The sequence below is a fragment of the Paenibacillus sp. 2TAB19 genome, from assembly GCF_052115185.1.
Lineage (GTDB): Bacteria > Bacillota > Bacilli > Paenibacillales > Paenibacillaceae > Pristimantibacillus.
The window spans coordinates 12,118-35,006 of the sequence record NZ_JBFRGE010000012.1 but is presented as its reverse complement, the minus strand read 5'-3'; the positions used below and the strand labels follow the sequence as shown (position 1 = coordinate 35,006).

Here is a 22,889-nt window from a genome sequence, read left to right as displayed (position 1 = left end):
GGAAGGATGGTTACCGGATGACCGCTCAATTGCCTTATGCTTTGCTTGTTCAATTAAAGGTGCAATATGATGAACTCGAAATTCCTTCTGCCATTGTAGAGGCCTCAGAAGAAGGACCAGCCACGCTCGTCATTGTGTTCGACGACATTGGCCAGGAGCAGCGCGATATCCATATGGAGCTGTCCTTCCTGCCCGGCTTATCCGAGGCCGATGATGCAGGACTATACTTCCTGCAGACATTCGTCACGATCGCCGAAGAAGTGCCTGCTGCTCATTACCGCGAGCTGCTCAGTCTTGCCGCCAAGCTGAATACGACGCTACCGCTTGGCGCATTCGGCCTGTTCGAAGAAACCGGCGTTGCTTACTTCAAGTACAACTGCATGCTTCAGGCGAGCAACGGCGAGGCTGCGAACGTGAAAGCCATCGACGTTCAAAGCGGTCTTATTCTGCATTTGCATCAGCTTTATTATGACGGTTTGCTGGAGGTTGCCTTGAACGGCTCTTCGGCAGCAAGCGCGCTCGATAAGCTGCCCCTCTAAACAGACTTAGGCGCATCCTCCTTATAGATCGAACCTCCTAACCCGCAGGCCGCTAGACTGGCTTGCGGGTTATTTAGTACGGAATGAACTTTTTTCGACAATATACGTTGAAATATGTAGAAATAATCCGGCAGCGAGCCATTTCCCCCTATAGTGAAAACTGGAAATCCATGCTACTATTGAACCACTACGAATTACGTACGGACAGGCAGCTACAAGCCAATGGAGGGGTCTATTTTGTCGAAAGAATCAGCGCAAACGAAGCAGCCAACACCAGCGCAGAGCAAATCATCTCCAGAGTCGTCTGCCAAGGCAGCAGCGTCGCCGCTGCAATTAAGCGCCTCGCCCGAAGGCGCGCTCGCTCTGCAAAGATCGGCAGGCAATAAGGTTGCCCAAGCGGCTGGCGGAGCGACACCACCGGCAGCAGGCGGATCGGCAGCTATCGAGAGCTGGGTCCAAGCCGAGGCAACCAAGGATAAGAAGACGGACTTGTACGGCTACTACACGGGACTCAGCCCGATGCAGCGGAAGATCGCCATCAACTTATTCGCCGGCGGAACCGGCGCCCCGTCCTTAGCCAAAGCGAAGAAAAATTTAACCGGCTTCTTCGGCAGGAGCATTGATTGGGACAAGTTCTCGAAGATCGTACGGGCGGTCAACAGCCAGAAGACGCAGAACTATAACGAGGATACCGATCGAGACTATGTAACCTATGCCACAACGGGCGCAGCCGCCTCCGTAGGCGCATCAAGCGCAGCCGCCTCTACCGTCGGCGAAGTGCAAGGCTTGGCGGGCGCCGCCAAGGAAGGCGCCATGGGCGCGGTTATCGATATGGGTCCTGCTTCCGCAGCGCTTAGCGGCGTAACCGCGGGCATGCAAATCTATAACGCCGTGCAGAATCACGACGAATCGCAAGGCAGCTTCGACAAGTTCGAGAATGCCGTTGGCGAAGGTGTCAGCGGCGCGGCTGATCTTGCACGCTTCGGTGCTACGGGCGTTGTTAATACGCAGAAATACATGGGTGCAGCCGTCAGCGGCGCGGCAACGGCAGCCGCGGGCGCGGCAGGCGTTGTTGGCGGCGCGGCTTATTTGGCCAGCGGCGTAGCAGGCGTGTACACGCACGGCAAGCGCATGAACAAGCTGAGTGCGCTGGAGAAAGAAACGGCCGGCAAGGATGTGGACTTGAACCGAGCCGCCGGCCTTGCCGCAAGCACGCAGAAGATTAACCGGACGAAGAGCGGAGCTACGGCATTGAAGGGCGCGGCGATGATTATCGGCGGCGGCATTCTGCTCGCTGCCGGCGCGGCAACCCCGGTCGGCTGGCTGCTGCTTGGAGTCGCAGGAGCAATCGGCGGCATCGCGGCGATCTACAAATTTTACAAGAAGCGCACGCGCAAGGAAGAGGTCGTCGACCGCTTCCTCGATGTGGACAAGAAGACGGCCGAGCTGGAAGCAGCTAACAAAGACCAGAAGCAGGACAAGTCGAAGGTCCGCGAGATGCTTCTGCAGAAGAACGGCTTCAACAGCGTAGCCCAGTGTTATGCGAAGATCGTGACGGACCTGGCGCATACGATCTACGAGAAAGGCGTTGTCGGCAAGGACGCGCAATACGAGGAGCTGCTCCGCAATATCGGCCTGAACCCGGATCATACGAAGCGGACACCGAAGCCGGACTTGATCGCCAAGAAGCTTCATAGTTAATCAAATCAAAAGCTTAAAGAGCCGTCCCATCCTCGGACAGCTCTTTAAGCTTTTTTTCGCAGACAAGACTGCATTGGCCAAGAAGTTATGGTAAAATAAGGCTATACGAATGAATGGAAGAGGTGATTCATATGGGAGATAAAGCCGTGAACGCAGATTGGACTAGACTGGGTGTGCCTGAGATATATAAAAATACGGAGGGCCGCGTGATTATGGTTGTAGACGGAAAAACAATTGAGATGACGGTCCAACGGAACTCTCTAGAACCGACTTTATCAGAACCCGTCTCGCCTCTAGCCTATTATGACATCAACTTCAAGTCTATCGGAGCTGCAAACCCCTATCCTAATCTCGCTGCTTATGAAGGAATCAAGCTGATATCTGCCGATGCACCTCCATCCGCTGTCGCCATGTCTACTAATCATTACAAGCACCTGGAGGATATCGTATTATACATTCATTCCGAGCTAACTAACGCAGTAGCCAGGGGAGAAGACGGATTGGCAGAGGCCAAAATCGACATCGCCTATAATGCCGGACAAGTATTGCTTAAGAGAGATCTCGATGATTATACGCCCAAAATGTTAAATGCCATATTCGAACCTCTAGGCGTCACATTCAAAGAAGTGGAAGAATGGATTAGGAGGGATTCCGATTGGCAAGAGTGGTAGTCCTTTTCGGCCCTCCCGCTATAGGCAAGAGCAGCAGTCTCAAAATAGAGAAGGTTAAATATAAAGGATCACAGTTTGTTATGGTAGACAAAGATGTATTGAATAGCACATTCTTTGAACCAAAGCTTAAGAAGCTAGAGTCCAACTCTCCTACTGACATCTTAAAATTAACCGTTAACCGATTAGTTGAGTTAGCGGCCGGAGAGATGAAGGATCGCCTTACGAATCATTCGGGATCCAACAAACCGCTAGTTGTTATACTGCAAGCTGTTAAGTTAAGCGGTGTCAAACACTGTATTGAAGTTTTGCTTAGAGCCGGGTTCGAAATGGAATTTATACTTTTGGCAGCCCAGGATCCAGAAATTTTACTCCACAGGATAAATGAAAGAGCCAGCAAGCCTGGCTTCATTGGAGCCGATCCCATGCCGTTAGAAGTATTGGATCGCATCGCCAAAAGCTGCAATCAGACGTTTAGTCAGCTATACTCGGCCGTTTCGACTCCCCCATCCATAATTGCCTCAGTCTCTAAAGAGAGCGCAATCGCTAACCCTACCGATAATCTAGAGATTTTTCGGCAGTTTAGAGAGAAAATTAAATTTAGAGTCAAGCTCCTCCGAACAAGGACTGCGCTCTCCGGCGTATTTGATGCACCTGGATTAGATGTTGTAACGACCTACTACGATCAATCAGACATTCAACTAAAGGATGGCTGCATTGTATTGGGCAGCGAGGAAGCAGGGCTGTACGAGCTTTCGATAGCTTAGCCCCCTATGAAAGATTAATCGCACGCAAATAAGGTCATACCGCCTCAAGGCAGTATGACCCTATTTTTTATATATTTTCACCTAACGATGAATATCAATTCCTCTGCTGCTACTAGTTGCGTCCCGCTTGCGCGATGCCGCTTCTCATCACCGCTTGCCAGTTCCGGTACAGCTCGAGTGGAGCGCCGTTATCAAGCAAATGCTTGCACGTATACAACCCTTCTTCAACCGACTCCACCTTACCCGCAAGTCGCAGTCGAACGGCGCCATTCAGCAGCACTTGATTAGTGAAAGCCATGTCTCCGCGTCCCTGCAGCACGTCCTCGGCTACGCTGATCTGAAGCTGAGGTGTCCACTCTATCTCCGGCAGCGGCGTATCCAGCCCGTAGGTCTCAGGATTGATAACATGAAGCTGCGGCTCCCCGTTCTCGACAAGATAGGTGCGCGTAGGACGCTCGATGAACAGGTCCTCCGAGCCTTCGGCCCCTTGCACGATTAGCGCCTTCTTATATTTGAGGTTCGTTACCAACTTGGACATGCGGTCGAATACGGTGTTGTGATAAACGCCGAACACGAGGTAAGGAGACTGCGAGTAGTCGATCAGCTTCTCCGCCGTATTCAGCACGGTCCGCATGCCCAGCTCCTCGCGAATCGAGCGGATCGCTTTAAGCGGCGGACACCATTGCTCGGCCGGAACATACAGAACACCCGTGCTTTCCGCTGCTTGAATGATTTGATTCCGCGGCACACGCTCCGCATCGATGCCGAGCTGCAGCAGCAAGTCCTGCAGCGTAATGCCCCACTTCGGAGGCAGTGACGCTGTGCCGTGCAGCGTTACCGGCAGCCCTGCAGATGCAAGCAGGAACGCAGTCGGGAACGTGGCGATAAACGATTTTTTGCGTCCATCATACGGCCCTGCACAATCCAGTCCCTCTTGAATCGGCGAGCGGAACGCTTGGCTGCGGCATACAGCCGTGAACGCCTCCAGCTCCTCTACCGTCTCCATTTTGATCCGCTCGGCAATGAAGAAGGCGCCAATCTGCGCCGGTGTTGCTTTCATATTCAATATCGCCTCTGCTGCTTGATGCGCTTCCTCGTAGGTCAAGTCACGAGCGCCGCGTTTGCCTCGGGCAACTTCCTTTAATAGATCGATCATCATACGGCCCCCTTATTTCTGATCCTGCAATATTTGATATACCTTCACGATAGACGTCGCCACGTCAACCATACGTTTGCGTTCATTCATCGCCTGCTTGCGCAGCAGATCGTAAGCCTCAGCCTCGGATACGTTTTTTATTTTGCACAGTATCCCCTTCGCCGCATCGATCCACTTACGCTCCTCCATACGCGACTCCAGCTGCTTCCGTTCATTGTACCACTGCTGACGCTCCATACACTGCTTAGAACCGAACTGAAGAGCCCAGTGGAGCTCCGGCCCGCTCATGCTGGGCGTTAATATGCCGTCCACCGGAGCATCGTCCTCACAGAAAGCAGCGGATAAGGAAGCTGCCGTCGTGCTGCACCACCAAAGGATCGGCACGCGCTTCCGCTTAAGCAGCTTCGTTCCCCATGCTTTCACCTCGTTCAGCGGGACGTGAAGGATGACCGCATCCGCGCCGTCTATATATTTCGCCGTCTGATCATCCCGATCGAGCAGCGTAACCTGGTAACCGTACTCTTCTAGCAAATATTGCGGCGTGTGTCCCGCGGGACCACGACTTGGCAGCTTCCCGGACACCTTAAATGCCGGATCACGCAGATTGTCAACCACTAACATAGAACGCATGCAGGAGCGCCTCCTTCATTAGACTTTACAAACGCATACGATTGTCTCCGCCCTATAAGGGCGCAAGTTCACGATTCGCGGTGAATGATAAGTCCCTTCAACAATGGCCGTTATAGTCTTTGTGAATATATATAACATAGAACACGGGAAAATGTCGATACGTCATTGAACTAAAATTCCATGTTAACTATGTTGACATGACGATGGTTGACGTTGTATATTTACGTTACCAATAACAAATATGATTCTCGAATACAACGATGTATTCGATTGAAGCGGCAATGACGCCTGCTTTCGTTCTCATGGGAGATGTATGCCATCCCGTGTTTCGAAAGCGGGCTTTACTCATTTTACAGCCAAATATACAGAGAGTTAGCGGGAGGAGAGAATATCATGACACAACCTAAAAAACTAGTGCTTATCGGCAACGGCATGGCGGGGGTGCGCGCCGTTGAGCATTTGTTGAAGCTGACGACGGACGCTTACGAGATTACGATTTTTGGATCGGAGCCACATCCTAACTATAACCGAATTATGCTGTCGTCCGTTCTCGAAGGCGGAGCCGACATTAACGAAATCGTCATCAATGATTGGAACTGGTACAAAGAAAACAACATTGAGCTGCATACAGGCCATACGGTCATGAAAGTTGACACGAACAAGAAAAAAGTATTCACTCACCTCGGCCTTGTGGCAGAATACGATACCCTTGTTATCGCCACCGGCTCGAATCCGTTCATGTTGCCGATACCAGGCTCAGATAAGGAAGGCGTCATCGGCTTCCGCGATATTCGCGACTGCGAGATTATGATCGATACGGCCAAGGCATATAAGAAGGCGGCGGTTATCGGCGGCGGCCTGTTAGGGCTCGAAGCCGCGCGCGGCCTGCTCCATCTCGGCATGGAAGTTGACGTTATTCACAGAAATGCTTACCTAATGAATAGAGAGCTTGACGAGCCAGCTTCCGAGATGCTGAGACGCGAGCTGGAAGAACAAGGCATGAATTTCCTTATGAGCAAACAAACGGCGAGCGTTAGCGGCAATGAGCGCGTAAGGGGTCTTACATTCTCAGACGGTACCGAAACCAGCGCCGACCTGGTCGTCATGGCCGCCGGTATCGTACCGAATGTTGAGCTAGCGCGAGCAACGGGCTTGGAAGTAAACCGCGGCATTATCGTCAATGACTACATGCAGACCAGCATCCCAGACGTTTATGCAGTCGGCGAATGCGCCGAGCACCGCGGTGTCGCTTACGGACTTGTCGCACCGCTTTATGAGCAAGGCGCGGTACTGGCGAAACATTTAGCAGGAGTTGCTACCGACGGTTATCACGGTTCGGTTACGTCGACGAAACTGAAAGTATCGGGTGTAGACGTATTCTCCGCCGGCCAATTCAGAGATACGCCTGGCACGCGTTCCATGCGTATACAAGATGATCTTGCCAGCACATATAAGAAAATCGTAATCAAAGACGGTAAATTAATCGGAGCCGTCCTATTCGGCGACATCTCCGACGGAGCCGAGCTGTTCGCCAAGATTAAGAAAGGCGAGTCCATCGAAGGCCGCGAGAAAGAAATTTTACTCGGCTTCGCTCCAGACGGAGGCGGTGCTAAGAAGGATCCTACCGCTCACCTTGCGACGTTAGCCGATGACGAAATTATTTGCGGCTGTAACGGCGTATCCAAGGGCGATATCGGCAACGCAATCTTGAACAAGGGCTGCAATACCGTCGGCGCCATTAAAGCGTGCACGAAGGCAGCCGCATCGTGCGGCGGCTGCAAAATCGATGTTGAAGGCTTGCTGCATCTATACGCAGGCGACGCTGTCGGCGAGCCGGTCAAAGAAGGCATTTGCGGCTGCACCACGCATTCAAGAGACGAAATTGTCGCTGAAATAAAGCGTATGGGCCTCAAAACAATCAAAGAAGTGATGAACGTTCTCGAATGGAAAAACGCCGAGGGCTGCTCGAAATGCCGCCCTTCGCTCAACTACTACCTCGGCATGCTGTTCCCGCAGGAATACGTGGACGAGAAGGAATCCCGCTTTACGAACGAGCGTTATCATGCAAACATCCAAAAGGACGGCACCTATTCAGTCGTTCCTCGTATATACGGCGGCGTCACATCGCCGGAAGAATTGAAACGCATTGCCGACGTGGCCGTGAAATACGATGTGCCGCTCGTCAAGTTCACGGGCGGTCAGCGCCTAGACTTGCTAGGCGTCAAGAAAGAAGACCTGCCTAGCATGTGGGAAGATCTCGACATGCCTTCCGGTCACGCGTACGGCAAGACGCTTCGTACCGTCAAGACTTGTGTCGGCAATACATTCTGCCGCTTCGGCACACAAGACGCAATGGGCATGGGTATCAAGTTGGAAAAAGCGTTCGAACGCATGAATGCGCCGGCCAAAGTCAAATTAGCCGTGTCCGGCTGCCCGCGCAACTGCGCGGAAGCGACAATCAAGGATGTTGGCCTCGTTGCGATCGACGGCGGCTGGGAAATTCATATAGCCGGCAACGGCGGCGTGCACGTAAGAGCAACCGATCTGCTCACGGTTGTAAAGACCGAGGATGAGGTTATGGAATGGTCGGCGGCGTTCCTGCAGCTGTACCGCGAGGAAGCGACATGGGGCGAAAGAACGATGCACTGGGTCGAGCGCGTCGGTCTCGACTATGTGAAGAAGGCGCTGGAGGACCATGAAGTACGTATGGCGCTGAAAGATCGCTTGGACAAAACGATTAGCCTGCAAGAAGATCCTTGGAAACAAATCATCGAAAATAAAGAACTGCGCAAAAACTTTGAACAGATTACTACACCGCAACCGGTACAAAGCTAGGAGGCGCCTTCATATGACAACAAAATTTTTGATTGCCAATTTATCCGATATTGATGTGAAGAGCTCCCGCAAGCTTAAGATCGAAGATAAGGAAATTGCCTTGTTCCGCCTAAGCGATAACAGTATTCTAGCCGTTGATAATAAGTGTCCGCACAAAGGCGGCCAACTTTCGGAAGGGATGGTGTGCGGCACGGCCGTACACTGCCCGCTCCATGATTGGAAAATCGACCTTCACAGCGGCCGCGCGCATGAGCCCGATGACGGTTGCATTACGACCTACAAAACGGAAGTCGACCACGAGAGCGGCTCCATATATGTATACGCATAATCAATCGATAAGATAAGGAGCGGCATCTATGAAAAATACGGCGTATGGCACTGTGTACATTGTCGGAGCAGGTCCCGGCGATCCCGAACTCATTACGGTCAAGGCAATGCGCCGTATCCAAATCGCCGATGTCATCCTCTATGATCGGCTGGCAAGCGAAGAGCTTCTTCAATATGCCAGGCAGGATGCCGAGCTTGTGTATTGCGGCAAAGCGCCCGGCGCGCATGCCATGCCGCAGCAGCAAATTAATGAAGCGCTTGTCAGCTATGCTTCGCAAGGGAAAACCGTCGTTCGACTGAAAGGCGGAGACCCGTTCGTCTTCGGCCGCGGCGGCGAGGAAGCGCTTGAGCTTGCTTCTTGCAGCATCCCGTACGAGATTGTGCCGGGTATTACGTCCGCGATCGGAGCTGCCGCTGCTGCCGGCATTCCAGTTACGCACCGCGAATACGCTTCTTCCTTCGCCTGCGTGACCGGCAACCGTTGCCACGGCGACCAATCGCCCGTGCGCTGGGACTTGCTAGCCCATAGCGTCGATACTCTTGCAATCTATATGGGCGTCAGCCAGCTAGCCGCAATTCGCGAGGAATTACTGAAGCACGGCAAGCTATCATCCACCCCTGTCGCTCTGATCGAACGCGGAACGACGGCAAGCCAGCGTACCATTATTGGCACACTGGCTGATATTCACAAGCTTGCCGCTTCCATGCACCTAAGCAATCCCGCGCTGATCATCATCGGAGAAGTCGTTCGTGTACGCGAACGCCTGCTGCAAGCTGAGCAACAGGCAGTAGCTTTAATAAGCTAAGTCAGATCTCCTCCCACGGGCGCTACACCAGCTTTTGCAGAAGCTGATGCAGCGCCTGATTGGCGTTCTAAGGCATGTACAACAAAAAAGGAGAACCGCGCCTCCATCGCACGATTCTCCTACTATTTAATTCGGCCGCTCCAACGAGAATGTTTCACCGAGCTTTGCATAGTCGCTGCCTGCAAGCCTGCTTACCGGCTTCAGCTCCTGCACCTTAATGCGGCCATTATCGTACAGCTCGTCGTCCACGTGGAAGTAAACGACACGACCGATCAACAGATCGCATGCAGTCGCCCCGTCCTTCTCGCCCAGTGGAATCACCTGCTCCAGCACGCATTCCATCCGAATTCTCGCCTCAGCGATACCGGGAACGGCCACCTTGCTGCTCGCAACCGTCGTCAAGCCCGCAAGTTCAACCTCGCTCTCCTCAGGCTCAAGACTTGCTGCCGTCATATTCATCCGATCGACATACGTCTCATCAGAGATATGAACAACGAATTCGCCGCTCGCAACCGCATTTCTAGCCGTATCCTTCATTCCGCCTTGCTTGCGCTGCACCGAAATCGATATAAGCGGCGGATTAGCCGTCACGATATTGAAGTAGCTGAACGGGGCGGCATTGACCGTACCGCCTTCTGTCAGCGTAGTCACCAGAGCGATCGGCCGCGGCAGTATGCTGCCAATCAGCAGCTTGTAACCATCCCGCTCATTAAGCTGCGCTGCGTCTAAGCTTTTCATAACCTTGAATGCCCCTTCCTTTTCCCAACCGATTAGATCATCGATAGCATCAACAAGTTCGCCCGCAAAAATACGCCGCCCCATCTTTTCTTAATGAACTGGCGCGCGCGGAACAACCTCGTCTTCACCGTGTTAATCGGCAAGCTGTCCTGTACGCTCATCTCCTCTAGCGACATCTCCAGTATGTAGCGCTGATAGACAAGTTCCTTATACTGCTCAGGCAGATGATTAATTATGGTATGTACTTGATTGTTCAGTTCCTTCTCAATCACTTGATCGATCGGCAGCTTATCAAGATCCGGCAGTATATCCAAGAAGGAATTATGGTCCGTCAATTCCGGATTGACCGCATCAAGCGACAGCTTCTTGCGCACCTTCTCCCGGCGCAGGATGTCGTAGCAAACATTTTTGCAAATTTCAAACATCCAGGTTGTGAAGCTCTTCTTCTCATCGAACCGATGCAGGTTCAAATAAATGCGAATGAACGTCTCCTGCACGACATCTTCGCACTCCTGTTTATTGCGCAATATCCGAAAGGCAAAATGGTATACCTTGTCCTTATGGATCGACAGCAGCTCCCTGAACGCATTCGGGTCGCCGCTACGCGATAGCTGGATTAATTCATTCATCGTCTCACCGTCACCATCTTCTGTCGTTTCTGCGCTTCATATCAAAGCCGTTTATATCCGAGAGGCGCTCCAGCGTCTCCTTATAAATGCGGATCAGCGTCTGCACCTTGTTGAAATCTTCATCCTCCGGCCCGTAGCCGTCCATATACATCCGACTGATAATGTCTTGGAAAAAAGCAATTCGCTCTTGAAGCTGCTCCTTCTCCATCTCCAATATATCTTCGAACGTATTGGACTCAATAAAGTCCGTCTTGTCGTCATAATTCGAATCTGTACCGCGACGCTGCTGCCTCTCCGCAGGTACGGTGCGCGGATTCAGCTCAATCGTCGTCCGCAGCGAGGTGAGCGTAATGTTCTCGCGTGCCAACAGTACATGAAAATCTTTGTTCTTCAGCAGCTCCGCAACAACCAGCGCGCACATTTCCTTGTTCTGCAGCAGGATGCCGTCAAAAGGATGCAGAGTCCACTCGCCGTATTGGGTGAACAAATTGAACATGAACGTCGTACTGCCGTACTGATAATAAATGTTGATCTGTGAATCATCCATTAACTCGAATGAAAACTCCAAGCGCACTCCCTCCATTCCGCCATTCCAGCATTAACCTTCTCTGTCTCTATTCTATCAAATTCGCTTACGTAAGGATAGCAGGTTCAATCTCGTCGATTCTCAACTTTTGCAGCCCGATCTTTCAAAAAAAAGCCCCATCGCTGGGGCTTCAAGTGTATGGCTATCCATCGTTCAATTCGGCTATAGCTTCCGCTTTCTCACTGCTTGCTACGACAATCAACACAACGATGATAACGCCCAGCAGGATCGAGGGTACCATAGAGCCTCCTCTCCTCTTCATCCAGTTACCATTACTGTATGTGGGAGGGCTTGACACTATRTTAACGAATCACAGCGCTGAGCAGCTTCTTATCCATAATTTCTCTAATATCTTTAGCAAGCTGGATAGAGGCTTCAATCTCGACCTTTCTCGTCGACACGCTCTCTACGCTGCAGCCGATCGGAACGCCTTTCTCCAAGCCGAATTCGAACAACTCTTCGAAAATCTTCCGCGATAGATTAATAGACTTGTCCAGTATATCGTTGGAATTAACAAGATCGTTCTCCAGCCATCTCGGAATGCTGATTCCAAGCCACTTCATGAACTCAAGCGTCTTCTGCGAGCCGCATGGCGCAAGGTTGAACAGTATCGGCACCATCTCAAKATCGTTGTTCTTGCAATGGTAGTAGTAATCGGATAGGAAGTTCTTAGACGCTTCCAGATTGTACGTCGCCTGTGAAATGAAGAAGTGACAGCCCTTGGCCGTCTTCGTCGCAACCCGAATATGTTCGTCGTTCTTCTTCATATGTCTCTCCGGAATGACGACGCCGCCGAGCACGATGCGGTCATTGAGCTTCTTGCTCAGCTCGTAGGCATCCAGCAAGTCCAGCTTGACTTGCTGCTGACTGGAGGACGCGCCAACGAATACGGAGTAGCGATCCTGCTCCCGTTCTCCAAGCACCCAATTGGACATTTCCTCTTCGGTATTGTTGCCGACGCAGCGATAAATGATCTTCGGCACATCGAGCTCGCTTAAGTATTCCTTGCAAAACGTATTCGGGTCCATTGTCTCGAGATACGGGAAAGGCCGCTCCTCACCGGTTCTTGCATCCTCTTCCTGCACATCGTAAAGAATAAGCCCGTCCAGTTCCAGACTGCTCAGCCGTTCGCGCTGCTTCTGCGCAATTTCGTTCATCTTCTCCGGCGTATGGCTCTTCTTCGGCGGCGTAATGCCATATGTCAATATCCCCGTGGATCGGTTCAAAATCTTCTGCTTCAACATGTATCGCACACTTCCTTTTCGATGCCGCTGCAAGTTGCAAGGTATGCAGCCGCGATTCCGCTATAGGATGTTTCCTGCAAACAATATAATTCCTTCTATAATAACCGCTTTCAATCTTCAATGCTAGTCCATACTAGCAAATTCCAATCGTTTCAATCGGATTTAATTTATTCGACAACAAAAAAAGAGGAACGCCTAGGCGTCCCCCTCTTCTTTCAACTCTTATTTCAAAAAGCTGCTCAGCTCATCGCTTGACGCGGCATCCTTAATCGCTTGCGGCGTAGCTGCAGCGTTAAGACCAAGACGTTGATTCATCTGGCCATTGATGGCCGTCATCTTGACCGTATAGTCTTTGCAGCTGTCGATGATGCGGCGATTCGACTGTTCGGACGAATCAAGCGCAGCCATCAGATCGCCGATCGCTTGATTGACAGCCTCCATCGACATCGACGGCTTTGACAATAATTCATTCGTTTTCTCCGTCGTCGTCCGAAGCAAGCGAGCATTCTCCTTGAACTGCTCCTCGATCGTCCGGTTCGTCGCGTCAACGGCTGCGATTACCTTTTCTTGATCGTTCAGCGCAAGGGCGATCATCGCCGACACCGTAATCAAGTTCGTCGTCTTGTCGATCGCATTGCTCACGGAATCAATCAGCTTATCATTGTTGTCGTTAATAATATCGGTAGCGGCAATCGCTTGATTATAGAGCATGATCATCTCGGTCATCGATTGGATTCGCGTAACGACCTTGCGAAGACCCCGTTCCAGATGCGTCTTGCGGGATTCGTTCTCCGGCTTCGCGATTTCTACCTCGAACAAATCTTTCAGCTTATCGCCGAAAGCAATTTTCGTATTCAAGTTATAAATCTCGTCGATCGACGAACGCTTCAGCTGACGCATATTGACGATGTTCTCTTCAAGGGAGTCCTTGCCATCGCGAAGACCCGTAACAATCGCATCGACGTTTGTCTTCACCGTCTGATACTTGTACACATAGTTCTTAAGCGGGCTCTTGCGAAGCAGCTTGCCTACGAATCCAACGTTCTTGCTTTGCTGCAAGCTCTCGCACTCGCTGCGCAGCTTCAGAATCATGTTGGATACATCAGCTCGGTTGCCGGACATCAAGTCGTTGACAGGACGGTCGAGCATCTTCAGCGTCTGTCCTGCTTTCTCTTGCGTCTTCGTGCCAAGCTTGCCGATCTCGTCCATTAAGAGATCAAGCGACAGCGTATCAGTCTGCGCCACCTTCTGTATAAGCTGAGATGCTTCCTGCTCAACCTTCTGCTCGTCTTCCTTCTTCAAATTCATCATTTGAACTGCCATCTAAACCCCTCCTACAACGATTTATTAGTCTTAAGCTTCAGTCGCGGTGCGAATGATCACTTTGGCGATTCTATAAATCGGAGCCTCTGTAGCGTTGGTGAATAAGCTCCGCCTTGGTCTGCAGCTCCAGCAAGTCCTTATGCTCGATCGTAGATGCGATATCGGAAATTTTCGTATCGACATCCTTAAGGCCATTCAACAGCGTGCGGCGGTTCTTGCTCTTCGCTTCTCCGCTGAGGCGTAGGAACGGATTAATAAAGCCATTCAAATCTTTGAGGACCAGTCTGCGGATCGTATGATTAATATTGCCGTCGCCCAATTGGTCAATCAGCGGAATGACCCGTTGCACGCGGGCGAACAACGATAACGACTTGTCGACGATCTCGCTGTCGAGCGTATTCTTCCGGCCCTCGGATATAATCATGTCTTCCAATACTTCCAAATATTCAATGACAGGAGCAAACTCCGCGCTAACCTCCGGCTTCTGCTTCGTCTCCTCTACTACGGGAGCGGCGCGAGATGGTTCCGGCTGTTGCTGGAAGGGTGCGCCCTGCTGCGGGTTGAAGAGATGAGGACTGTATTGCTGTCCTTGTGCCGGTTGACCTTGTATTTGACCTTGTACAGGCTGGCCGCCATTATATCCGCCGTTTGGCAGCTGCTGCGAAGACGGCGTGGCGTCGATTGAATTCCGCGTTCTGCTTCGACTTGGAAGTAGACCGCCAACCATTGCTCCTACAGCAGGTATGACAAGCGACGCGAACTCAGGCAGGAAGAAGCTCGAAATGATTGCGCCTGCGTAGCCGACGCCGGCTCCTACCAGCATATTTTTTTTCGATCCCATGAATCCCGACCTCCTAAAGCCGTGTCTTTATAAGCCAAGTTATAGAGGTGCAACTTATAATTCCTTATATTGTAGAAATAACATAAGGGTCATGTCAACTCACGCACGCGCTTCAGAGGTCGGATTCAGCTGGCAAATCATCTTATTTGGACCAATCGTGCATGCGCATCGGCTGCTCAATATGGCTTGCCCAGATGCCGAATTCCGGGGTAATCGGTCCAACCTCTCCGCCTAGAGCCGACTTCACCGCAAGATATGGGAAGTTGACGCCCGACAGACAAGTGACATGAAGGCCGCCGGACATTCTCGGATTAATCTCCAGCAGCTTCGGCGTATCGCCGTTATATTTCATTTGTATGTTGAAGTTGAATGGAATATGGAACGTATCTGCAACACGGTGAGCGATTTCGATCAGCTCCGCATTGTTGTCCAATACGCGCAGGCGACCGCTCTCCTTCCGCCTTGGCACCGCCGCCAATAAGCGACCGTTACCGTCTGCGAGACAGTCAATGCTGTATTCATGGCCCGGCAACAGCTCCATCACCATCAGATCTTCGAAGGTTTCTACACTCGACAGCGTGCGATATGCGTCTTCGAAAGACGTAAGCTGCGTGACATAACCGAACAGCTCCTGCAGCCGATCACGTTCATTATCGATAATTCGGAAGCCAAGGCCGCCCTCCGAATTGTTCGGCTTGAAGCATACGCGATGTCCGGCGGCAACAAGGCGCTCGTAAGCAGCCTTGAAATCGTCGGCATTGTTCACGATCTCGTAAGCGGGAATTTCCATAATGCCTTTGCCAGCGAGCGACTTATAGAATTGATCCTTCTCGACAAGCGATTCCAGCAGCACCGTATCGCGGCAGACGAGCACCTTCGTGCCGATTGCATCGAATAGATGCACATGCTTAGCGATGTCTAGCATCTTAAGGCGCGGAATAAATACATCAATCTCATGCTTGCGGCAAAAATCGACCAGGTATTGAACATATTCCACACCTTCCAGCACCGGCTCAACCTCAGCATAATCGCAGCCCTGCAGCGACATATGCATCGGATCGGGATGCGTTCCGAAAATGTTGAACTCCACGCCGTCCGGATTACTGCGCAAATGATTCATATATAAATAGGAAACCGAGAACCATCGATTGAAATACAGATTAACCTTCTTCTTCATGCCGGGTTGTTCACCGCTTTCAATTGTTGTGAGATATGATGGACATAATTTACGATCTCATTAGCCGCGAAGATACCGGAGCGCTCTGTGAATCTTATCGTCACCGACGCTGGATCACGCTGCTTCTCGCGGAATAGCTCGCCGTGGGCGGGCGCGATCGCGTAATCCGCCTGATCCAGCAGGCAGCGGTCAAGCAGCGAATCGCCGGAGGCAATCACCTCATGCTCCTCGAGGCGGTTCTTGATATGGGCGATTGCATCCCATTTGTTAATGACGGAAGGCACGAGGTAGATTTTGCGCCCTTGAATGGATACTTCCCAGCCCAGCGGCTTCACCGTCTCTGCCTTCTCCATAACGGCTTCCAGATCCATCCGATCACGATCGATCAGAATCGAGTAGAACAGCTCGTCGCATAAGTCCTCGCGCAGCACCCAATCGCTGCTTAGAAGCTCTGCAAAATGTGTTCTCACTTCCACGGAAGACGCCGCGCCGGCAGCCAGCTTCCGCTCGATATGCGAGCGCCATTCACGATCAGGTACGCCATTTTTCATAATATTGCCGCCGTTGCTCGTCACCGCGTATTGCGGAACGATCACGTCTTGGAAAATATGAATGCGCCGATATTGCGCTTCCGTTCTTGTCGTTACCGGAACGAACTGCACGTCACGCGGCAAATAGGCCAGCATCCGTAATGCTTCCTGCGAAATATGGGCAATCGTCTTATCCTGATACCTCTCCGCAGGCACGATGCCATACGAATCAGTCGGCACGCCGATCGATCTTGCCGAATAAATTAATGTTTGGTCCAAGTCGCTTGCATAGATCATTCCGTATCGCCTTTCAGCGGTTTAATAATACCGCAGCAAGAATATGTCAGCTCGGGGAGAACTTCCACCGCCACGCCCCGATCCTCGGCCAGCAGCAATATATGCTTCAAGCCCGGGTTGTCCAATCGGTTCACGATTATCTTCCACGGCATGCGCCGCAGCAGTACTCTTGTTGTCTCTCCTACACCCGGCTTCACAAGATTAACGTTGTCGATGCCGTATTTCTGCTGCAGCATGCGAATGTCGGCAAGCCCTTGCCACGTTGCCGCGGCGGGATGTCGCTCCATTTCTTCCGCTTGCGCAGCCGCCTCGTCGGCAATGTCCGGAAAGCTGGCCGATACGGTATCCACGAACGTATGCGACAAATCCGCATCCTTCCATTCCTCATAATACTTCGCGCCATGAAAGTCGCCAGGACCGATCAGATCGTCGCGTTGTACGGTACGGCTGATTAAGCCCGAGACCGTCGCATTGAGGCAGGCGCTCGGGATCAAATAATCGTCGCGCGTGCCGAACAGCGTACAGCAATGGCCGGGATCGGCCAGCACTGCTAGATCATCATTCATGCGATAGCCATATTTGGATTCGAATTGTTCGGCCGCTTCGGCCAATACGCCGCGAATCGCGCCCTTGCCCGTCCAGCCGTCCACGAACTGAAGCTCTGTATGAGCCCCATGCTGCTGCAAAATATATAGAATAGCGTTCTCGTCAATGCCTTTGCCGCGAATAATAGAGATGCTGTAGTGCTTAACGTCCCATCCGTAGCGATAAGCCAAATACCTCTTAATCAAAATGCCGGCAGGCGTCCCGCCTCTCGCGAGCGAGACTAGCACTACGTCCTTGCCTAGCTTCGCCGCAATCCGCTCTGCGACAATGGCCGCCGCCAGGGCGACATCCCGAGCGGATTGATCCAGCGTCCGGTGGAATAGCTCGATATACGCCGCAGAAGGCTCATATTCCGTAGGCAGCATCTCGGAATAATGTACACCGGATTGAATTGCCGCTTCCCGTTCCTCGGTCGTCCGTTCAAGCTGAACCGAGCTTATATCCTTTAGAAGAAACGTCACGTCAGAAGGATCATAGCTGCCAATAGGTGATGGAGGTGCAATCATCTTCTCTGACAATCGTACATCAGCTTCATTGTTCTCCGTCTTCATTGGTCGAGACTCTCCCAGCCGTGCGTATTCGCGGTCAGGAACACCGCATGCACTTTACTGCCTGCCAGCCTCCGCAATATCTGAAGCATCGGCGCAACGCGCTCCTGCGGCATATCCCGCTCGAACAAGACGAATATGTCGTCATACTGCCCCGGCGCCACATTGTAGATGAAGTGCCTCACATCAAGGTCCTCGGGCGACGGATACGGCTGTCCGCTCGTCACCGCATACCCAGGCTCGTCCGATGTATGAATCGGGCTGCGCGTCGTCGATTGGTAGCGGACGCCCGTTCCCATCTCTGCCGCGATGCGCATCGGCACATACATGAATTCACTCGTGCCCATAATGAGCGTCCGTTCACTGCTGCGCTGCTGCCGCAGCTCCTCCGCTATACGGCTAATCTCTCCGTCAATCGCCGAACGCTGCGCCGCCTCGATACCGAATCGGCCCGTTGCGATCGTGTACGGCGACCCGTTAGGATGGCCGCTCGAATCTCCGGAGCCTACCGCAAGCTTTACCTGCTCTAAGCTATCGCCTAAGTGAACAATAGAAATCTCTGCTTCCGGGAAGCCCGACAGATCGCGAGGCACAGGTATCTCGTCAGGCGGGCTGCCTACTGCCGTAATTCGCCCCTTCAGCAAGCATACCGATTCAATCGCAATGCCAAGCTCAGCTTGCAGCTCCTCGCAGGCGCGCTCATCGCTTTCTGATCGCCAATCGAGCAACGAAGCGATGATATACCGCTTGCGCGGAAACTTCGACTGAATATCGCGAATAATATTAAGCGCCGTCTTGCCCGTCGTAATCTCGTCATCGACCAGTACAATCGGCTCCGTGCCGGACAGCGCTTCCGGCTTCAATGCGTAACAACGATGGGCAACCGCGTGGGAGTGCTCTTCCTCGAAGTTAATAACGGAGACGAGCTCGGGAATATCCTCGCGCGTCGTATGAATATAAGTCGCTCGCTCCGCAAGCACATTGTACATCGCATGACCAAGCGCGGTAGCCGTCTCAGCGAAGCCGATAAAGGCAAGCGGCGCCGATGGCGACAGCTTAGCAGCCACCAGCGCTTCATAGGCAGCCTGCGCCTGGCTCTCGTCACGCAGACCTTCCAGCGCCTGTTGCAGCAGCGGTTTGACGCGAAGCGCTGTATCATCATCCTGCTCCGTCAGAAGCAGCAGCGCAAGCGCTGCGCCGCTTAGAAGCGACGTATACGGATTGACCGGAATATGCTTGCCGAGCATTTTGCTGACGAATAGAAAGGAACGCTTCTTGTTGATTCTCGCCGCCATAGCAAAGAACAGATCGACCGGAAGCTCGAACGGGTTATGCGTCACTTCGATCTGAACGTCGATACGATCCAATATATTAACTGTATACTTGCTCATGTCCGGGCAATAATCCGATAAAATGCTGCTGCTCATGTAACACCCCGTAAATTTGTGATCTCGCCAGTATGCGCCTTGCCCAGTTCAGATGCGGCTTAATTTCATTCATCTTGTTGGCGTATTGGCTCTTCATGACGCCAAGATAGCCGTTATTGTTCGAAATAATGCTTGTCGCGTCGATATATTCCTCATGCGTGACGGCATACAGCGCTTGAACCGGCTTAATATGCGTCGGGTGAATAATCGTTTTGCCTGTAATGCCGTTTTCCTTATCCATGATGACTTCCCGAATGAGTCCGTCCATAGAGTTGGATATATAGAGCGAACGAAGATCGCGGCCAACATGGCCGAGCGCCTCCTCGAACGGTGTTATGCGAAGCTGAGGTTTGAGCACGCGCTCCCGGTTGGAGAAATATTCCCACACCGGACCGGAAATGACGTACCCGGAATCGACTCTACCAAAAATATTAATAATATCAGCGATCGTATCGCGAATCGGCGCAATCTCGTAGATCGTCATATCCGGACTTCGGCGAAGCCCGAATAAGCTTGAGAAATCAGTAGCCCCGATCCTTACATTGAGTACGTATGTCTGATACTTGTCCAGTATGCGTTTAATGCCCAGCAGCGTTTCCACCCTGCTCTCGCGGTAAATAACCGATGCCGTCTCCAAGATCGGCATCCCGTACAGCACAGGACTCGATTCTCCCCTGGTCTTGTTGTACGAAGCAATCTCATAGAAATAAGCTTCGCCGTTCTCCGGCGTAAACTTGGGCAGCACGAAGCCGGTTATATGCGTAATTAACTGCTCGAAAGTCCCTATCAATCTCTTGAGCTGATCCACGGATCGAATTCTTACGAAAATAAGCGGAAGCTGCGAATCGGGCAGCACGCCGATCTTCACATAGGAGGCAATGAGAAAAAGCTGCTGCATCAGCATCTCTTCAGCAAGCTCGACTTGCTGGTCACCGACCGCATCCTCCAGATCAATGACAATGGAAGCAAGTCCTTCATGCTTGGCGTTTAGCAGGTCTTCTGCAATCGTTTGCCGAGTAGCCGGCATATATAAAGCCGCGCCTACTGCGTATGCGAGCAGGTCTTTGTCGGAGGATTGGTTGAAAGGTATGGGCGGACTGACGAACAATGCAGTCTCTTCTTCGCGTGTTAAATAGTTAAAATATCTCAGAGCCGTCTCCTCCTTATTTCGAATGCATGGTTACTCGGCAATCGTTAATGCTGTCGATGGATACCATGGTTCATGATACAGAAACGACTCCGCCTAAGTACACGCCGCGGGTGCATTTCCATGCAACCTGCGGTATGTGCGTTACTACCAAAGGACGGAGCCGTTCGCAACAGACTATAACTTTCTTTTTTGTGGCGGGAATTGATCAATCATTGTCGTTTCATTGGGTCATTAAGCGCCTTGCTTCTCTTCCCGCTTCCTCTTCATCGAGCTTAACAGGATTGTACCGCCAAATACGACGATTAGCAGCCCGAAGAAAATGAAATGGTTCAGCTCATAGTGGAACAAGGCAGCTGCTAGCATCTTCGCTGAAATAAGCGCAATCATGATGAATGCCGTTATCTCAAGCTCAGGGAACTTGTCGATCAGCTTCAAGAATACTTGCGCGACGCCGCGCATCATCAGAACGCCGAGGAGACCGCCGACGAACAATACCCATACTTCTTCGCTGACGCCGAAAGCGGCGATTACGCTGTCGATACTGAATGCAATGTCCATTAACTCGACCATAAGTACCGTGCGCCAGAAGCCGAAGCCTTTGTTCTTCGTCTCGCTTTCCTCTTCCTTCTTCTTAAATATACCTGAATAAGCGATATAAAGCAGGTACAGCGCGCCTAACACTTTTATCCAGGTAATCTGAACAAGAACCGTACCTAAACCGATCGCGATAAAGCGGAAGACATAGGCGCCAATAATACCGTAGAAGAGCGCGCGCTTCTGCTGTTCCTTCGGCAAGTGCTTAACCATAACCGCAAGCACGAGCGCGTTATCTGCCGACAATAACCCTTCAAGCAGCACTAGTGTGGCGATAATGGTCCAGCTTTGCGGGCTGGTCAACGTATTGACAACCTCTTGCCAAGAGAAAAAATGACCGTAGTTTTCTACGACACTGTTAAAAAAATCTACCACCCTGTCCATCTCCTCATAGTGCGATGACTACTGCAAAAAGCTACTTACTGCCTGCGACCCAACGCAGTCCCCAGCCATAAGCCTGGTCAATCTCTCGATGTCCATTATAGAACTGAACGAGTCGTTCGATACTGAACGTCTCATTGTTCACATTACGAATCATAGCAATCGCACACATTCCTTTGCTATTATCATGCTCGTTCATATGGACCACGATTTCCGGACCGCCTTCTTGCTTCACGGTTACGACGCCATCGGCTTGCGACCAGCTTGTCACACCCTCATAGATGAAGGTGAACACGAGGATCCGCTTAATGTCGGCAATTCGCGCACCGTTAATACGCAAGTTCTCGCCCGTCTTGACTGAGCCTGTCCGATCGTCGCCGTCAAGCGCAATGAACGGTGAACGGTTCAGCTGTCCGAACCTTTCTCCGAGCGCTTGAATGACGCCCTTCTCGCCGTTATTCAGCTCGTATAAGCAGGCAAGATCGAGATCAACGCCTTTACTGCCGCGTCCGAAGAACCCGCCGCTCTTCGTCTGCTGATTCCAGTTCAGGTTGATCAGAATTTCACCCAAACCGCCTGCCGTTTTCTTCAAATTAATCGTATCGCCTTTTTTCTTCAGCTCGATTTTGCTCAAGTTGAGATTAAGCGGTACGGGCGGCGATTCTTGCTTAGGCGCTGGTGGCTGAGCAGGCGGCGCCGGCCTCGGGGCTGGCGGCTGCGGTACGGGCGACGGCGGCGGCGCTGCCGGCTCATCGTTCACTTCAATGCCGAAGTTGCCGCACAACGCTCCAAGTCCACCGGCAAATCCTGCACCGATCGCATTAAATTTCCATTCACCATTGTATCTATATAATTCTCCAACAACAATAGCTGTTTCAACGGAGAAGTCGTTTCCAAGGTCATAACGAAGAACTTCAGCGCCGGTCTGCTTATTGACGAACCGGATGAAGGCGTTCCCCACTTGTCCAAAATTTTGTTTGCGGTTATCACTGTCATAGATCGTCAAGGAGAATGCGACCTTCTCTATGGCAGTCGGAACCTGCTGCAGCTTAATAACGAACTGCTTGTTGTCCCCGCCAGCTTGTCCATCTTGATACGATATAAAGCTAGTCGTTGGATTATTATAAAAAATAAGATCGTCGTCTCCGGATACCTTGCCGTTTCCCCGGAGCAGAAATGCCGAAGTATCAAGCTCCATCGAGCTTGGCGCGCGCCAGCCTAGGCTGACAACTACCTCGGTTAAACCTGGATTCGTCTTCGTCAGATCGGCCTTCTGGCCTTTAATAATTTGTACGGTCATCCTTCTCTCCACCCTTTGGCACTTTGCTGTGTCAGGCATAATCGGTACTTCACTTCTTATTGAAGAAAGGTGATTCAGCTTATCGCTTC

At 51.7% G+C, this 22,889-nt stretch carries 22 protein-coding genes; 7 read left to right on the top strand and 15 right to left on the bottom strand.

The window, feature by feature from the left end; all coding sequences use genetic code 11:
• Nucleotides 1–17 precede the first annotated feature (17 nt).
• From AB4Z33_RS07685 to AB4Z33_RS07670, 4 genes are all read left to right on the top strand, one after another.
• Entirely contained in the window at nt 18–539 is a 522-nt protein-coding gene (locus AB4Z33_RS07685; protein ID WP_442049362.1) for a hypothetical protein, read from the top strand.
• 237 nt (nt 540–776) lie between these two features.
• The gene (locus AB4Z33_RS07680; RefSeq protein ID WP_442049361.1) at nt 777–2,240 is read left to right on the top strand and encodes a hypothetical protein; all 1,464 of its coding nucleotides are present in this window, start codon (nt 777–779) and stop codon (nt 2,238–2,240) included.
• A 131-nt stretch (nt 2,241–2,371) separates the two neighbouring features.
• Entirely contained in the window at nt 2,372–2,911 is a 540-nt protein-coding gene (locus AB4Z33_RS07675) for a hypothetical protein (RefSeq protein ID WP_442049360.1), read from the top strand.
• A complete protein-coding gene (locus AB4Z33_RS07670; RefSeq protein ID WP_442049359.1) occupies nt 2,896–3,675 on the top strand; it encodes a hypothetical protein in 780 nt (259 codons plus the stop codon). Before AB4Z33_RS07675 ends, AB4Z33_RS07670 begins: the two co-directional genes overlap by 16 nt.
• 112 nt (nt 3,676–3,787) lie before the next feature.
• Here AB4Z33_RS07670 and AB4Z33_RS07665 read toward each other — a convergent pair whose 3' ends face one another.
• Together AB4Z33_RS07665 and AB4Z33_RS07660 are read right to left on the bottom strand one after the other, a co-directional pair.
• Nucleotides 3,788–4,831 (bottom strand): anthranilate phosphoribosyltransferase, encoded by a 1,044-nt coding sequence (locus tag AB4Z33_RS07665; protein ID WP_442049358.1) that lies wholly within the window; start codon nt 4,829–4,831, stop codon nt 3,788–3,790.
• Nucleotides 4,832–4,843: 12 nt separating this feature from the next.
• Nucleotides 4,844–5,461 (bottom strand): ANTAR domain-containing response regulator, encoded by a 618-nt coding sequence (locus AB4Z33_RS07660; protein WP_337100741.1) that lies wholly within the window; start codon nt 5,459–5,461, stop codon nt 4,844–4,846.
• A 393-nt stretch (nt 5,462–5,854) separates the two neighbouring features.
• Between AB4Z33_RS07660 and nirB the strand changes: the two genes are divergently transcribed.
• From nirB to cobA, 3 genes are read left to right on the top strand one after another with little or no spacing between them, the layout of a single operon-like run.
• On the top strand, nt 5,855–8,296 hold the full coding sequence (gene nirB, locus AB4Z33_RS07655; protein ID WP_442049357.1) for a nitrite reductase large subunit NirB: 2,442 nt from the start codon (nt 5,855–5,857) through the stop codon (nt 8,294–8,296).
• A gap of 13 nt (nt 8,297–8,309) precedes the next feature.
• Complete coding sequence (gene nirD / locus AB4Z33_RS07650) at nt 8,310–8,624, top strand: nitrite reductase small subunit NirD (protein ID WP_442049356.1); 315 nt, start codon at nt 8,310–8,312, stop codon at nt 8,622–8,624.
• 28 nt (nt 8,625–8,652) lie between these two features.
• On the top strand, nt 8,653–9,429 hold the full coding sequence (gene cobA, locus AB4Z33_RS07645; RefSeq protein ID WP_442049355.1) for a uroporphyrinogen-III C-methyltransferase: 777 nt from the start codon (nt 8,653–8,655) through the stop codon (nt 9,427–9,429).
• A 126-nt stretch (nt 9,430–9,555) separates the two neighbouring features.
• Here cobA and AB4Z33_RS07640 read toward each other — a convergent pair whose 3' ends face one another.
• The 13 genes from AB4Z33_RS07640 to AB4Z33_RS07580 form a co-directional block, all read right to left on the bottom strand.
• Entirely contained in the window at nt 9,556–10,167 is a 612-nt protein-coding gene (locus AB4Z33_RS07640) for a flavin reductase family protein (RefSeq protein ID WP_442049354.1), read from the bottom strand.
• Nucleotides 10,168–10,199: 32 nt separating this feature from the next.
• Complete coding sequence (locus tag AB4Z33_RS07635) at nt 10,200–10,796, bottom strand: sigma-70 family RNA polymerase sigma factor (RefSeq protein ID WP_337100736.1); 597 nt, start codon at nt 10,794–10,796, stop codon at nt 10,200–10,202.
• Nucleotides 10,797–10,806: 10 nt separating this feature from the next.
• Nucleotides 10,807–11,370 carry a hypothetical protein gene (locus AB4Z33_RS07630; RefSeq protein WP_442049422.1) on the bottom strand — a complete coding sequence of 188 codons (564 nt, stop codon included), beginning with the start codon at nt 11,368–11,370 and terminating at the stop codon, nt 10,807–10,809.
• Nucleotides 11,371–11,684: 314 nt separating this feature from the next.
• Entirely contained in the window at nt 11,685–12,626 is a 942-nt protein-coding gene (locus tag AB4Z33_RS07625; RefSeq protein ID WP_442049353.1) for a methylenetetrahydrofolate reductase, read from the bottom strand.
• Nucleotides 12,627–12,848: 222 nt separating this feature from the next.
• Complete coding sequence (locus AB4Z33_RS07620; protein ID WP_442049352.1) at nt 12,849–13,949, bottom strand: toxic anion resistance protein; 1,101 nt, start codon at nt 13,947–13,949, stop codon at nt 12,849–12,851.
• 70 nt (nt 13,950–14,019) lie between these two features.
• Nucleotides 14,020–14,790: a DUF456 domain-containing protein gene (locus tag AB4Z33_RS07615; RefSeq protein WP_442049351.1), complete on the bottom strand. Its 771-nt coding sequence runs from the start codon at nt 14,788–14,790 to the stop codon at nt 14,020–14,022.
• A 142-nt stretch (nt 14,791–14,932) separates the two neighbouring features.
• Nucleotides 14,933–15,967, bottom strand: coding sequence for an ATP-grasp domain-containing protein (locus AB4Z33_RS07610; RefSeq protein WP_442049350.1), 1,035 nt, complete (start codon nt 15,965–15,967; stop codon nt 14,933–14,935).
• A complete protein-coding gene (locus AB4Z33_RS07605; protein ID WP_442049349.1) occupies nt 15,964–16,794 on the bottom strand; it encodes an HAD family hydrolase in 831 nt (276 codons plus the stop codon). Before AB4Z33_RS07605 ends, AB4Z33_RS07610 begins: the two co-directional genes overlap by 4 nt.
• Nucleotides 16,791–17,951, bottom strand: coding sequence for a cysteine protease StiP family protein (locus tag AB4Z33_RS07600; RefSeq protein ID WP_442049348.1), 1,161 nt, complete (start codon nt 17,949–17,951; stop codon nt 16,791–16,793). The genes AB4Z33_RS07605 and AB4Z33_RS07600 overlap by 4 nt, the downstream gene beginning before the upstream one ends.
• Nucleotides 17,948–19,375 carry a phosphoribosyltransferase family protein gene (locus tag AB4Z33_RS07595; RefSeq protein ID WP_442049347.1) on the bottom strand — a complete coding sequence of 476 codons (1,428 nt, stop codon included), beginning with the start codon at nt 19,373–19,375 and terminating at the stop codon, nt 17,948–17,950. The genes AB4Z33_RS07600 and AB4Z33_RS07595 overlap by 4 nt, the downstream gene beginning before the upstream one ends.
• Entirely contained in the window at nt 19,320–20,465 is a 1,146-nt protein-coding gene (locus AB4Z33_RS07590) for an HpcH/HpaI aldolase/citrate lyase family protein (RefSeq protein WP_442049421.1), read from the bottom strand. The genes AB4Z33_RS07595 and AB4Z33_RS07590 overlap by 56 nt, the downstream gene beginning before the upstream one ends.
• A gap of 291 nt (nt 20,466–20,756) precedes the next feature.
• Complete coding sequence (locus AB4Z33_RS07585) at nt 20,757–21,503, bottom strand: TerC family protein (protein ID WP_442049346.1); 747 nt, start codon at nt 21,501–21,503, stop codon at nt 20,757–20,759.
• Between the two features lie 31 nt (nt 21,504–21,534).
• The gene (locus AB4Z33_RS07580) at nt 21,535–22,800 is read right to left on the bottom strand and encodes a TerD family protein (protein ID WP_442049345.1); all 1,266 of its coding nucleotides are present in this window, start codon (nt 22,798–22,800) and stop codon (nt 21,535–21,537) included.
• Between the last annotated feature and the right edge of the window lie 89 nt (nt 22,801–22,889).

Bases quoted from the DNA above. Each gene is read 5' to 3' on its own strand.
- AB4Z33_RS07685 (WP_442049362.1), top strand. From the start codon at position 18: ATGACCGCTCAATTGCCTTATGCTTTGCTTGTTCAATTAAAGGTGCAA.
- AB4Z33_RS07675 (WP_442049360.1), top strand. From the start codon at position 2,372: ATGGGAGATAAAGCCGTGAACGCAGATTGGACTAGACTGGGTGTGCCT.
- AB4Z33_RS07665 (WP_442049358.1), bottom strand. From the start codon at position 4,831: ATGATCGATCTATTAAAGGAAGTTGCCCGAGGCAAACGCGGCGCTCGT.
- AB4Z33_RS07660 (WP_337100741.1), bottom strand. From the start codon at position 5,461: ATGCGTTCTATGTTAGTGGTTGACAATCTGCGTGATCCGGCATTTAAG.
- nirB (WP_442049357.1), top strand. From the start codon at position 5,855: ATGACACAACCTAAAAAACTAGTGCTTATCGGCAACGGCATGGCGGGG.
- nirD (WP_442049356.1), top strand. From the start codon at position 8,310: ATGACAACAAAATTTTTGATTGCCAATTTATCCGATATTGATGTGAAG.
- cobA (WP_442049355.1), top strand. From the start codon at position 8,653: ATGAAAAATACGGCGTATGGCACTGTGTACATTGTCGGAGCAGGTCCC.
- AB4Z33_RS07640 (WP_442049354.1), bottom strand. From the start codon at position 10,167: ATGAAAAGCTTAGACGCAGCGCAGCTTAATGAGCGGGATGGTTACAAG.
- AB4Z33_RS07635 (WP_337100736.1), bottom strand. From the start codon at position 10,796: ATGAATGAATTAATCCAGCTATCGCGTAGCGGCGACCCGAATGCGTTC.
- AB4Z33_RS07620 (WP_442049352.1), bottom strand. From the start codon at position 13,949: ATGGCAGTTCAAATGATGAATTTGAAGAAGGAAGACGAGCAGAAGGTT.
- AB4Z33_RS07615 (WP_442049351.1), bottom strand. From the start codon at position 14,790: ATGGGATCGAAAAAAAATATGCTGGTAGGAGCCGGCGTCGGCTACGCA.
- AB4Z33_RS07610 (WP_442049350.1), bottom strand. From the start codon at position 15,967: ATGAAGAAGAAGGTTAATCTGTATTTCAATCGATGGTTCTCGGTTTCC.
- AB4Z33_RS07605 (WP_442049349.1), bottom strand. From the start codon at position 16,794: ATGATCTATGCAAGCGACTTGGACCAAACATTAATTTATTCGGCAAGA.
- AB4Z33_RS07600 (WP_442049348.1), bottom strand. From the start codon at position 17,951: ATGAAGACGGAGAACAATGAAGCTGATGTACGATTGTCAGAGAAGATG.
- AB4Z33_RS07595 (WP_442049347.1), bottom strand. From the start codon at position 19,375: ATGAGCAGCAGCATTTTATCGGATTATTGCCCGGACATGAGCAAGTAT.
- AB4Z33_RS07585 (WP_442049346.1), bottom strand. From the start codon at position 21,503: ATGGACAGGGTGGTAGATTTTTTTAACAGTGTCGTAGAAAACTACGGT.
- AB4Z33_RS07580 (WP_442049345.1), bottom strand. From the start codon at position 22,800: ATGACCGTACAAATTATTAAAGGCCAGAAGGCCGATCTGACGAAGACG.